Origin of the sequence: Chitinophaga sp. 180180018-3 (assembly GCF_037893185.1) — a bacterium.
GTDB lineage: Bacteria > Bacteroidota > Bacteroidia > Chitinophagales > Chitinophagaceae > Chitinophaga.
In genome coordinates this window covers 3,631,912-3,644,201 of sequence record NZ_CP140772.1, presented here as the reverse complement: position 1 = coordinate 3,644,201, position 12,290 = coordinate 3,631,912, and the positions used below count along the sequence as shown (strand labels likewise).

The window sequence follows — 12,290 nt, the reverse complement described above, 5'->3', positions numbered from 1 at the left end:
AGTTAGAGAATGTTTAGTACAGGCTCTTTTCGGCGAACTGCCCGATATCTTCTTTCATAGCCTGGAGGTAATCAATATCATCATAGCCGTTCATCAGGTTGTGTTTCTTATAGCTGTTGATAGCAAAAGACTCACTTTCGTTTGTTGCCACGATGGTAATCGTTTGTGATTCCAGATTCACTTCCAGTGCTGCTTTCGGATCTTTTTCGATAGCTGTGAAAATTTTATCCAGGAATTCAGGACTCACCTGTACAGGCAGTATACCGATGTTCAGGGAGTTGTTTTTGAAGATATCCGCAAAGAAGCTGGACACTACACAACGGAAGCCGTAGTCGTAGATAGCCCAGGCAGCATGCTCGCGGCTGGAACCACTGCCGAAATTCTTTCCACCTACCAGTATCTTACCGGTGTAGATAGGATTGTTCAGCACAAAATCTTTTTTGGGAGTACCATCTGCTTCAAAACGCCAGTCGCGGAACAGGTTGTCGCCGAAACCCTTGCGCTCAGTAGCTTTCAGAAAGCGTGCAGGAATAATCTGATCGGTATCCACGTTCTCAATAGGCATGGGAACTGCGGTACTCTTTAATATGGTGAATTTATCGTAAGCCATTTGTTGTTGATCGTTTTTAATAATTGTATTGGAAGATGATATCAGGCAATGAGCTCTCTCGGATCAGTTACCACACCGGTTACGGCGGCTGCAGCAGCTACCAGCGGGCTGGCGAGCATAGTACGGGAACCGGGTCCCTGGCGGCCTTCGAAGTTACGGTTGCTGGTGCTCACTGCATACTTACCAGCAGGGATCTTATCGTCGTTCATCGCCAGGCAGGCAGAGCATCCGGGCTGACGCAACTCAAATCCTGCTGCAGTAAGGATATCGAGAATACCTTCATCTTTAATTTGCTGCTCCACAATGTGAGAGCCAGGCACGATCCAGGCAGTTACATGATCTGCTTTTTTCCTTCCTTTTACAATAGAGGCAAAGGCGCGGAAATCTTCAATACGGCCGTTGGTGCAGCTGCCAATGAATACATAGTCTATTTTCTTACCCAGCATAGGTTCTGCTTCATGGAAGCCCATGTACTGCAGTGATTTTTCATAGCTGGTTTTGCTGTCGCCTGCCTGAACACCGGGGATCTGTTTGGTGATACCCATACCCATACCCGGATTGGTACCATAAGTGATCATCGGTTCAATGTCGGCCGCCGCAAAATTATACTCCTTATCGAATACAGCCCCTTCTTCAGTGGCCAGTGTTTTCCAGTAGGCGAGGGCCTCGTCCCATGCGGCTCCCTGCGGAGCTTTCTCACGGCCTTTGATATAAGCAAAGGTGGTTTCGTCGGGCGCTATCATACCGCCGCGTGCACCCATTTCGATGCTCATGTTACAAACGGTCATACGGCCTTCCATGGTCATATTCCGGAACACATCTCCCGCAAATTCCACGAAATAACCGGTAGCGCCGGCAGCGGTGAGCTGAGAGATAATATAAAGAACAACATCTTTCGGTGTAATACCTTTGCCAAGGATACCATTTACATTGATACGCATTTTCTTTGGCTTAGGCTGCATAATGCACTGAGAGCTGAGTACCATTTCAACTTCGGACGTACCGATGCCAAATGCAATAGCCCCAAATGCACCGTGGGTAGAGGTGTGCGAGTCGCCACACACAATCGTCATTCCCGGTAGGGTAATACCATTTTCCGGACCTACTACGTGCACAATCCCGTTTTTAGGATTTCCCAGGCCCCAGTGAGAGATACCATATTTGCCGGAGTTGGTTTCCAGCGCTTTCAGCTGATTGGCAGAAAGCGGATCCTGTACAGGTAAATGCTGGTTGATGGTCGGCGTATTGTGATCCGCTGTGGCGAATGTCTTCTCCGGAAACATCACCTTCAAACCCCTGTTTTCCATTCCCAGAAAAGCCACAGGGCTGGTTACTTCGTGAATAAAATGGCGGTCGATAAAAAATACATCCGGCCCGTCGTTAATTTTCCTCACAACATGTGAATCCCATACTTTGTCAAATAAGGTAGCAGGTCTATTGCTCATTTTTTAAAATTTTAAAAGTAGCTACTTGATTGTTCAAATTTATTCATAAAATCCATTTTATTTCAATATTTTTTCTAAAGATGACGGTAAAAAACTGCGGAAATAGCCGTACAGGTGTGGGTTTGAGGGTTTTTAAAGAAATATTTGACTGATAGTCAATGGATTGTAAATTTTCAGGAAATGAGTTGGAGATTTGGAAAACAGGGTAATAAGGATGGATGTCCGTATGTGGACAATCATCCGCCTGGAAATGGACATATTGTTTTGAATTTTATATTTAAATAAATTGAATTTAGGTAGATAGAAATCTGGTGCTGTTTTTTCTCTCTTCGGCCTGTTGTTAATTTCCTTCATTATGCTCATTAATTATCGCGTCGCCTGGCGGACCATCAAACGGAACAAAGTATTTTCTCTGATTAATATAATTGGCCTGGCAGCGGGCCTGGCCTGCAGTCTTTTTATCCTGTTATGGGTACAGGACGAGCGAAGCATGGATGGATTGCTGGCCAGCGCCGATCGTCGGTATGTAGTGTACCAGCTGGAGCATTCAGCAGGTGAAACGGGCGGCAGCTATTATACTTCCGGATTGCTGGCCGATGAACTGAAACGGGTAATTCCCGGGGTCCGCTATGCGGCTGGTTATGCCAATAATGAACGGCTGTTTCAGGTGGGCAGCAACAATCTGAGAATGGAAGGGGCTTTTGCTGGCAGCGATTTCTTCCGGATATTCCCTTTCCCTTTGCTGCTGGGCGATGCAGCCGATGCACTCTCCGGCCCAACGGCTATCGCAATTTCCCGCAAGATGGCAGTGGCCTGTTACGGAAGTCCGGAAGCAGCCATGGGCAAAACGCTGCGCAGCGATGGGCTCCCGGCTTTGTCCGTGACAGCGGTTTTCGACAACTTTCCGGAGAAATCTTCCCTGCAATTCGATTATATCATCAACTGGGAGCTGTTCCGGCGCATCAATGCAGGCGGCATGAAATGGGATGGTGCTGTTTGCCAGTCGGCCCTCCTGTTAAAAGACAATGTAGATGCAGCCATTGTCGGCGCCAGGATCCGCCGGTTCCTCGATATCTACTATACTAACCAGGGGCCCGGCCTTCGCGTGGAGCTGGGCCTTCAACGTTATGATGAGAAATACCTGAACGGCAATTTCAGAAACGGGCACTTCGCAGGCGGACGTATGGAGTACGTACACCTTTTCAGTGTTGTGGCGGTTTTCATATTGCTGATAGCCTGTATCAATTTCATGAACCTTACGACCGCCCGCGCCGCTAAACGGGCGAAGGAGATCGGTGTTCGTAAAGTAATCGGTGCCGGGCGGGGAGCACTGATCTCGCAGTTTATGCTGGAAGCCTTGCTGATGGCCATTCTGGCGATGGTGCTGGCATTGGGAATAGTGTATCTGTTACTGCCGTTGTTCAATAAACTAACGGAGAAGCATATACTATTAGCATTTGCCTCGCCGGCGTTCTGGGGCAGGCTAATGGCGCTCACATGCCTCACCGGCCTTGTTGCCGGCAGCTATCCGGCGCTTTTCCTGTCGGCCCTCCAGCCGGTGAAAGTATTGAAGGGCGTTTTCCGCTCCGGCAAAGGTGTGGCCGGATTCAGGAAGGGACTGGTGGTATTCCAGTTTTCCCTGTCTATTCTGCTGATCATCGGAGCCATCATTGTTTCCCGGCAGGTAAGGTATATACAAAAGAAGAACCTGGGATATAACAGAGAGAACCTGGTACGCATACCGGTAGAAGGGGAGCTGGCCCGGAACTATAAGGTATTCAGGCAAATGGCCGCTGCAGATCCGGCCATAAAATCGGTCACTATCATGACAGGTTCCCAGGTGGCCATTGGCAACTACCAGGATGCCGTTCAGTGGGAAGGCATGGAAACAGGCGCCCGGCCAACCTTTGCGGTGGTTAATACCGGGTATGATTTCGGGCAAACAATGGGTGTAACGGTATTGCAGGGCCGCGATTTTTCCACCGCTTTTCCTACTGATACCAATGGCTTTGTTATCAATGAATCGGCTGCGTTCAAAATGGGTTTCAAAGCGCCGCTCGGGAAATGGGTAACGCTGGAAGACGGGCGTCATGGCCCAATCATCGGTATGGTAAAGGATTTCCACCTGAAATCATTGCACGCTGCGCTCGACCCGTTGATAATAGCTTACGGGGAAAAAGGATGGGGCAGTATACTGGTAAAACTGCAAACCGGCAAAACGAGTGAAGGTATGCATACCCTGGAACGCCTGTGCAGACAACTGAATCCCAAATACCCATTCTCATACGTCTTTGCGGATGAAGATTATCAGCGCCTGTATCAGCACGAGAAAATAGTGGAAAAGCTGAGCGATTGCTTTGCAGTGATGGCGGTGTTTATCTCCTGCATAGGCCTGTTGGGACTGTCGCTCTTTTCGGCAGAACAGCGTGCTAAGGAAATAGGCATCCGCAAAGTATTAGGAGCTTCAGCAGCGCAATTGTTTGCCCTGCTGGCGAAAGAATCAGTGGCACTGGTGCTGCTGGCGATGGCCATTGCAGCGCCGCTGGCATCCTGGCTGATGGGCATCTGGTTGCAGAACTATGCCTACAGGATCAGCATTTCCTGGTGGATATATCTGCTGGCTGGCGGGCTTACGTTGTTAGCCGCACTGCTGACGATCGGCTACCAGGCTGGCAAAGCTGTGCTCACGAATCCTGCGAAAAGTCTGAGAGCGGAATAAGTCCTTACGTTGTTTTCCGGTAATTCAATATTGCCCAGCCATTCAGCACTCCCGCAAACAACAACAGGTACACGAATTCCCGCTGTACATCTGCAAACCCGCTGCCTTTCAACACAAGCATCCGTATCACCCTGATGAAATGTGTTACCGGGGTGAGGTTGGCGATTATCTGTGCCCAGCGCGGCATACTTGCCACGGCGGTGAATAGCCCGCTCATCAGCATAAAAATCATCACGAAGAAAAAGGCAACAAACATCGCCTGCAGCTGGCTGTTTGTATAAGTGGATATCAATAGCCCGAAACCCAGCAGGGCAATGAGGTACACGGCCGCAAAAAGATAAAGCGTCAGCAGGCTGCCCGCCGGCACGATGCCGTATACCAGCCAGGCTACCAGCAATCCCAGCGTAAATACGACGAGCCCCATCAGCCAGAAAGGAATCAGCTTACCAAGGATGAACTCCCATTTACGTATAGGCGTTACATTTATTTGCTCGATTGTACCTACTTCTTTTTCCCGTACAATGTTCAGGGCCGACATAAATCCGCCAACCAGTGTCAGCAGCAATACCAGTACCGCTGGTACTATATAGTATTTATATTCTGCCAACGGGTTGAACCAGTTGGAAAAAGTAATATCGATGTTGCTACCAGTGGCGGTGGTGGCCAGCCCATTATTCACTGGCAGCGTTTTATTAAAATCTGCCAGTACATCCAACAGGTAACTCCCGCCAATAGCCGCTTTGGTGCCATTGATAGCGTCTATGGAAACGCCGGTGGACTGACGGCCTTCCCTGATAAGATTACGCTCAAATCCCGGCGGTATTTCCAGCACCAGGTCGGCCTGCTCCCGCTCAATATATTCCAGGGCCGCCTGGTAAGAGGGCGTTGTGGCAACGATCCTGAAGTATCCGGAAGCGCCTATCTTCTCCAGCATCTGCCTGGAGTAAGAGCTGTGGTCATTATCTACCACTGCCAGGTTAACATTCTTAACATCGAAGTTCATTGCCAGTGGCAGGATGATCAGCTGAATAGTAGGCATCGCGAACATCATTGCCAGGATGGTTTTATCCCGGAATATCTGCCTGAATTCCTTCTTCAGTAAATATTTCAGCACGCTCATGATAGCCTTGTTTTAAAGTTTTTAAGCGCAATGCCCAGCGATAACACGGTCATACCCAGCAACACCAACGTTTCTTTCCATATATATTTAAAGCCAAGCCCTTTCAGCATCACAGCTTTGATGATCAGAAAATACCAGCGCGATGGAATAAAGTTGGAAATGACACGAAATACGCCCGGCATATTTTCCAGCGGAAACATGAAGCCGGTGAAGATCAGCGTAGGGATCATCATGCCCATCATGGAAATGAGTAGCGCGGTTTGTTGCGAATTGGTGGTATTGGAGATCATCAAACCAACCGATAAACAGGTAATAATAAACAGTGTGCTTTCAAGGAACAGTAACAGTATACTTCCCTTGATGGCTACGTTCAGCACAAATACTGCCATCACCAGTATGAGGATGAAGTTAGCGAGAGATAACAACAGGTAGGGAACCGCTTTTGCCAGGAGCACCAAGAGGGGCCGGAATGGGGATACCAGCAATATTTCCATGGTACCCAGTTCTTTTTCCCTGACTACTGAAACGGAAGTCAGCGCGGTACATACCAGCATCAGTACCAGTGCCATCACACCGGGAATGAAATTCAGGGAGCCGTTGCCTTCTTCGTTATATAACATACGCTGCTCCGGTATAATGTTGTAAGGCAGCTGAGGCGAAGGACTTACCTGTTGCTGATAAGTGGTGAGTATGGCAGTAAGATAATTGACAACGGTTTTGGCGGTATTGGGATCCGAGCCATCCGTGATGATCTGTACATGCGCTTCATTGCTGTGTTGCAGGTCATCGCCGAACTTAGGCGGAAATATCAATGCACACTGGGTACTGCCATTCCGGAATCTTTTTTCAATATCGTGGTCATTCAATGCTTCACTGACAATGAAATAATCGGACGATTTTATTTTACTGGTCAGCTGCTGCGTATTTATATCTCCCGAATGATCAATAACGGTAAGGGCTATATTTTTTACTTCACTGGTGAGTGCAAATCCGAATAATACGATTTGCACAACCGGCAGGCCGAACATAATCAATAATGTCCGCCGGTCGCGGAATACATGGTAGAACTCCTTTCTAATGAAAACAAGAAACTGTTTCATAAACTGGTTTTAATCAGCTGAACGTTTGGCGCCTCTGGCAAGCTGGTAAAAGACTTCATCCATATTATCGGAGCCGTATTGCGCTTTCAGCCGCGTGGGTGTATCCAACGCGGCTATTTTTCCGTCCACCATAACGGTGATCCGGTTACAATATTCTGCCTCATCCATATAGTGCGTAGTTACAAAGATGGTAATGCCCGCTGCCGCCGCTTCGTAGATCATATCCCAGAACTGCCGCCGGGTTACCGGGTCCACTCCGCCGGTGGGCTCATCGAGAAAAACAATCTGCGGCTGATGGAAGATAGCAACAGAAAATGCGAGCTTTTGCTTCCATCCTAACGGTAACGTACCAACGAGTTTATTAGCTTCTGCTTCCAGTCCCAGTTTTTGTATAAGCTGCTCACTGCGCTGCCGGATCTGTGCGGCCGGAACACCGTATACACCACCGAAGAAGGTAATGTTTTCGGCCACGGTCAGGTTTTCGTACAGCGAAAATTTCTGGCTCATATACCCGATGTTCTTCTTGATCTGTTCCGGCTGCCGGTAAACGTCGTACCCGGCCACCATGGCTTCTCCTGAGCTGGGATGAGAGAGGCCGCAAAGAATACGCATGGCAGTAGTTTTGCCCGCTCCGTTAGCTCCCAGGAAGCCAAATATTTCACCCTTATGCACGTCGAAAGAGATCCGGTTAACGGCGTAGAAGTCGCCGAACCGTTTCGTGAGCTCTTTACATACAATTACCTTTTCGTTCATACGTATACGTTTAAGCGGGATTCATCAACCGGATGAAACTGTCTTCAATACCCGGCGTAACCGGCCTGATATCGATACCAACATGTCCTTTCTGCTCCAATGCCTGCCGGAGTGTATGCGTGTCCGTAGTATCATCTCTCAGCGTTACATGCAGGTATTCCCCAAATGCGTAGCAGCTGCTTATTTCCGGCATATTTCGCAGCTCCATCAGCAACCGGTAAATGTCATTGGCCCGGCAGGCAAACAGCTTTACGGGGTATTGTGCGATAATATTACCGGGTGTGTTGGTGGAAAGTATTTTACCGCCCTGCATGAGGGCTATCCTTTCACAAAGCATGGCCTCGTCCATATAAGGGGTGGATACGATGATTGTAATCCCTTGCTGCTTCAGCTGTTTCAGCATTTCCCAGAACTCCTTGCGTGATACTACATCCACGCCTGTAGTGGGCTCATCGAGCAGTAATACTTCCGGTTTATGGATCAGGGCACAGCATAATGCCAGCTTCTGTTTCATACCGCCGCTGAGCTTTCCGGCCCGCCGGTCGTTGAATGGCCTGATCTGTTCGTAGATATCTTTGATGAGTGCATAGTTTTCCTGGATGGTGCTGCCGAATAAGGTAGCGAAGAACTCCAGGTTTTCTTTCACCGTCAGATCCTGGTAAAGAGAAAACCTGCCCGGCATGTAGCCTATGATATTGCGGATGGCTTTGTAGTCTTTGATGCAGTCGTAGCCTTTCACCTGTGCGTTGCCTTTATCAGGCAACAGGAGGGTGGCCAGGATGCGGAACAGCGTGGTTTTGCCTGCCCCGTCGGGGCCTATCAGGCCGAAAAGCTCACCAGCGCTGATCTGTAGCGATACATCATCCGCTGCTGTGATCTTACCGGATTCGTAAGTTTTAGTAATATGTTCCAGTACTACTGTGCTCATTTTGCGGATGTATTGATCAGCATTTCTCCGTACATACCTATTTTAAGATACCCGTCATTTTTTACCCGTACTTTAATCGCATACACCAGGTTGGCTCTTTCGTTTTTCGTTTGTATCGTTTTCGGTGTAAATTCAGATTTATCGGAGATCCAGGTGATGATGCCCGGATAGGTCTTATAATTTTTTTCTCCCTGGTCTATACGGGTCTGGACGGTTTGTCCCAGTTTTATTTCCGGGAGTGTTACTCCCGTTACATAGGCTTTCAAATAAAGGGTATCCGTATTAGCTACCTTATATAAAGGCTTGCCGGTGGCCGCCATTTCTCCTTTCAGCGCATAGCGGGTGAGTATGGTGCCACTTACCGGATTGATGATCTGGCCACGTCGTATCTGTTCGCCGTATTGTGCCAGCGATTTCTCCAGCGGCGCTTTTTCACTGAGTATACTGCGGTTTTGTGTGGCTGTGTTGGAGTTATTCAGGGCCAGCTGCTGCCGGGTTACTTTCACCTGTTTCTCCAGCTGATCTATCAGTGCGTTGATATCGTCGAGCTGTTTCTGTGTGGCTGCATCACTTTTTACCAGGTTTTCCGTTCTCGTTCTTTCCCTGTATTGCTGCTGCAGCTGCGCTGTTTGCACGGCCAGCTGACGTTGTACCAGCTCGGTCTGCGGTTGTGGATTCTGCGTTTTCTCGTGTAATGCGTTGATGGAAGCCGCCACCTGCTCGCGTTGCAGGGTAGGGATGGTTACATCTATCTGGCCCACCACCTGGCCTGCCTGCAGCTTGTCGCCTTCGTTTATAGTGAAGTCGAGGATACGCCCGTTCTGTTCTGCCGACACTATCACTTCATCTGCCTCGAAATTCCCCGAAGCGTCATAGGAGGGCTGGCCTGATCCGCAGGCGTTTAGTATCAGCACAATCGAAGCACCTAATATGCGGTTGTATTTCATATACAAGAATTGATCAGTTACCGGAAGTGTTTTTATAATTGTACTGGGCCTGCAGCAGCTGGATATTATGCAGAATACGTGACTGCTTTGCCAGGTTCTCTGCGTTCAGCTTGGAGATATATTCATGTACGGTAATCACACCATTGTCGAGCTGCGCGCGTGCGGAATGTAACACGGCAGCGCGCAGGCCGATGGCGTCATCGTCCTGTTGTATCAAGGCGTGGTATTTGTCCATATCCTCGTGTTGCTGTTGTATACTCAGGCCTGTATTGAACAGAAATGTTTCGCGGCTGATGTCTACATTACGTCGGTTGATATCGATCAGCTGCCGGTTGTTGCGCAGGGAATAAAGGCTGCCGAGCGACCAGCTAAGCCGCAGCCCGCCCATCCACCAGGCGCCGAAATCGTTGTTGACGATATTCAGTGTCGGGCGGCCGTAGGCGCCCTGTAAAAAGGCACTTAGTTTAGGAAGGTATCCGGTCGACAGCTGCTTCTCCTGCACATCCAGCGCTTTTTGTTGCGAGTCGTAATACGCCAGCTCCGGCCGGCGTATATCCGTTGCCGGTAGCATCTCTGCAGGGTAGGCAAGCCGGGTACTATCGTCCAGCGGCTGGTTGATGAAAGTACCCAGCATTTTCATATAGGCTTTCCGGTTAGTGCGCAGCTCAATGGCAGTCATATCGGCATTGACGATTTCTGCTTTGAATTCATCCACATTGCTCCGGAAGGCTACGCCATTATTCAATGAGGCCTGCGCTTTATCGGCACCACTTTGGAGATCGGCGCGGCGGAGATTATTTTGTTGCAACTGTGCGTCCATGAGCAATACGCCGAAATACAGTTGGGTAATACGGTCGCGTAAAGTATAGAGATTTACTTCAAGTTGTTCCTGCTGCATGGCCTCATTAGCCCGGGCGCTTTCTTTCTGTAGTTTGGTGACACCACCATCGTATAATTGCTGCGTAAGCTCTGCCTGTATCCGGTACTGGTCTTTGCTGAACTCAGGCAATTTCACACCGGGCAGGGGAGGGATCACGTCGCCGAAGTTGATGGTCTGCGACTGATACGTGGCCTGTCCGCTGATGTTCAATTGCGGGAGGTATGCCTTCCCGGCATTTTCAACGGAATACCCGCTGCTGCGACGTATCAGGTCGTACTGCCTGATCAGGGGATAGTTTTGCCGGGCCAGGGTGTAGCAGGTTTCCAGGGTGAGCGGCGCATGCTGCCCTGAAACCGTGTTGCGGCACAGCCCGAGCAATAACAGGCAACAGACTGTTTTAACTACATTCATGATGCTGGATGTGTTTGAATACTTGTTTTGAAAAGTTGTTCAATTTCAGCGCAAAAAAAATTACTTACCGATCATCCCTTTCAACCACAACGGTATGAGCTTTTTCCGTTCTTCCATCAACGCCACAAATTCTGTGTGCTTCAATACCTTGTTCCGCTCCAGCAACGGTCTCGCGAGGAACGGCATTACCACAAAACCGATCATGTTCATCATCAGTTGCAAAGGATGAAATTTCAGTTTGCCTTCTTCCTGTAACTCCGCCAATTGCTTAAAAAGGTGCGACTGGAAAACGGCATTCCTGCGGTTGCCGCTGAATAATTCATTACTGCCCGCGAAGATCTCATTTACCATGAACAACGGGAAGTCGGGGTTATTCAGCAGTAGCGTAATGTACTGGTCTACCACCTGCGTTAGCTTCTCGGGTAACGACAGCTGCTCATTATTCAGCACAACGGTGATGCCATTCATCAGCTTTTCCACTACTTCCGACATAACCAGCTGAAACAGCTTTTCCTTGCTGCGGAAATAATAGTTGACCAGGGAGAGATTGATATCTGCCTCCGCAGCAATATCCCTCACCTTGGTAGCCGCATATCCTTTCCTGGTAAATACAATACGGGCCGCCGCCTTGATCCTTTCCTCGGTAGAAGCATCTATTTTTTCTTTCTTTTCACGTGCTGGCATACGATATTGAAATCTGGTTCTGATGCAAAAATACGAAATTGAACAACTTTTCAAAACAATTGTTCAAAATTAAAATATCAGTTGTAACATCCATTTTAACCTCCTACTTAATGGCGTGAAAAGTGAAATAAAATTCCCGTTTTTCGTAAGGCTGCGCTGTCATTTCTTGCTAATTTTGCGCAGCAAAGCATACCTTTGCGCAAACCCACAAAACAAACTGGTAGCATGCGGAAACAAATTGTAGCGGTCTTTTTAATGCTGATCTGGCTTAGCCAGCTCTCAGGACGCTACATGGTGATGCTTGGATTTTACATGAACCAGGAGTATATCGCAAAAAACCTCTGCGTTAACCGCGATAAGCCTGCCATGCACTGTAACGGTAAATGCCACCTTAACAAAAAGCTGAAGGAAGAAGAAAAGAAAGATCAGGATAATCCTGAGCGTAAAGATCATCACAGCGAAATATTCTATGCTGCCTGGTTTCAGCAGGAGGTTATAAAACCAATAGCTACAGCAACTACTGGCGACTACTACTATCCGTACAGTATAGGCGTTCCCGTTGACCGTCCCGACACCGTATTCCATCCTCCCGCCGCATAGCGCCGTTCTCTCATTATTATCGTCTTTTTTCGGTATACATCGTGTACCGCAGTCTGTTTATTGCCTTTTCATAACTGCCTCTTTTGGAGGCAG

At 48.6% G+C, this 12,290-nt stretch carries 11 protein-coding genes; 2 read left to right on the top strand and 9 right to left on the bottom strand.

What is annotated here, in order from left to right; translation table 11 throughout:
- Nucleotides 1-13: 13 nt before the first annotated feature.
- Together leuD and leuC are read right to left on the bottom strand one after the other, a co-directional pair.
- The gene (gene leuD, locus UNH61_RS14400; RefSeq protein ID WP_326992649.1) at nucleotides 14-610 is read right to left on the bottom strand and encodes a 3-isopropylmalate dehydratase small subunit; all 597 of its coding nucleotides are present in this window, start codon (nucleotides 608-610) and stop codon (nucleotides 14-16) included.
- Between the two features lie 41 nt (nucleotides 611-651).
- Entirely contained in the window at nucleotides 652-2,055 is a 1,404-nt protein-coding gene (leuC, locus tag UNH61_RS14395) for a 3-isopropylmalate dehydratase large subunit (RefSeq protein WP_326992648.1), read from the bottom strand.
- A 355-nt stretch (nucleotides 2,056-2,410) separates the two neighbouring features.
- On the opposite strand from leuC, the gene UNH61_RS14390 reads away from it, so the two are divergent.
- The gene (locus UNH61_RS14390) at nucleotides 2,411-4,774 is read left to right on the top strand and encodes an FtsX-like permease family protein (protein ID WP_326992647.1); all 2,364 of its coding nucleotides are present in this window, start codon (nucleotides 2,411-2,413) and stop codon (nucleotides 4,772-4,774) included.
- 4 nt (nucleotides 4,775-4,778) lie between these two features.
- Here UNH61_RS14390 and UNH61_RS14385 read toward each other — a convergent pair whose 3' ends face one another.
- The 7 genes from UNH61_RS14385 to UNH61_RS14355 are packed head-to-tail and all read right to left on the bottom strand — an operon-like array spanning nucleotide 4,779 to nucleotide 11,597.
- Nucleotides 4,779-5,894 carry an ABC transporter permease gene (locus UNH61_RS14385; RefSeq protein ID WP_326992646.1) on the bottom strand — a complete coding sequence of 372 codons (1,116 nt, stop codon included), beginning with the start codon at nucleotides 5,892-5,894 and terminating at the stop codon, nucleotides 4,779-4,781.
- Nucleotides 5,891-6,994, bottom strand: coding sequence for an ABC transporter permease (locus tag UNH61_RS14380; RefSeq protein WP_326992645.1), 1,104 nt, complete (start codon nucleotides 6,992-6,994; stop codon nucleotides 5,891-5,893). The genes UNH61_RS14385 and UNH61_RS14380 overlap by 4 nt, the downstream gene beginning before the upstream one ends.
- 9 nt (nucleotides 6,995-7,003) lie before the next feature.
- Complete coding sequence (locus tag UNH61_RS14375; RefSeq protein WP_326992644.1) at nucleotides 7,004-7,747, bottom strand: ABC transporter ATP-binding protein; 744 nt, start codon at nucleotides 7,745-7,747, stop codon at nucleotides 7,004-7,006.
- Nucleotides 7,748-7,757: 10 nt separating this feature from the next.
- Nucleotides 7,758-8,675, bottom strand: a complete 918-nt coding sequence (locus UNH61_RS14370) for an ABC transporter ATP-binding protein (protein WP_326992643.1) — start codon at nucleotides 8,673-8,675, stop codon at nucleotides 7,758-7,760.
- Nucleotides 8,672-9,622 carry an HlyD family efflux transporter periplasmic adaptor subunit gene (locus tag UNH61_RS14365; RefSeq protein WP_326992642.1) on the bottom strand — a complete coding sequence of 317 codons (951 nt, stop codon included), beginning with the start codon at nucleotides 9,620-9,622 and terminating at the stop codon, nucleotides 8,672-8,674. The genes UNH61_RS14370 and UNH61_RS14365 overlap by 4 nt, the downstream gene beginning before the upstream one ends.
- 13 nt (nucleotides 9,623-9,635) lie before the next feature.
- Nucleotides 9,636-10,913, bottom strand: a complete 1,278-nt coding sequence (locus UNH61_RS14360) for a TolC family protein (RefSeq protein ID WP_326992641.1) — start codon at nucleotides 10,911-10,913, stop codon at nucleotides 9,636-9,638.
- A gap of 60 nt (nucleotides 10,914-10,973) precedes the next feature.
- A complete protein-coding gene (locus tag UNH61_RS14355) occupies nucleotides 10,974-11,597 on the bottom strand; it encodes a TetR/AcrR family transcriptional regulator (protein ID WP_326992640.1) in 624 nt (207 codons plus the stop codon).
- 225 nt (nucleotides 11,598-11,822) lie between these two features.
- Between UNH61_RS14355 and UNH61_RS14350 the strand changes: the two genes are divergently transcribed.
- A complete protein-coding gene (locus UNH61_RS14350; RefSeq protein ID WP_326992639.1) occupies nucleotides 11,823-12,197 on the top strand; it encodes a hypothetical protein in 375 nt (124 codons plus the stop codon).
- Nucleotides 12,198-12,290: the final 93 nt, after the last annotated feature.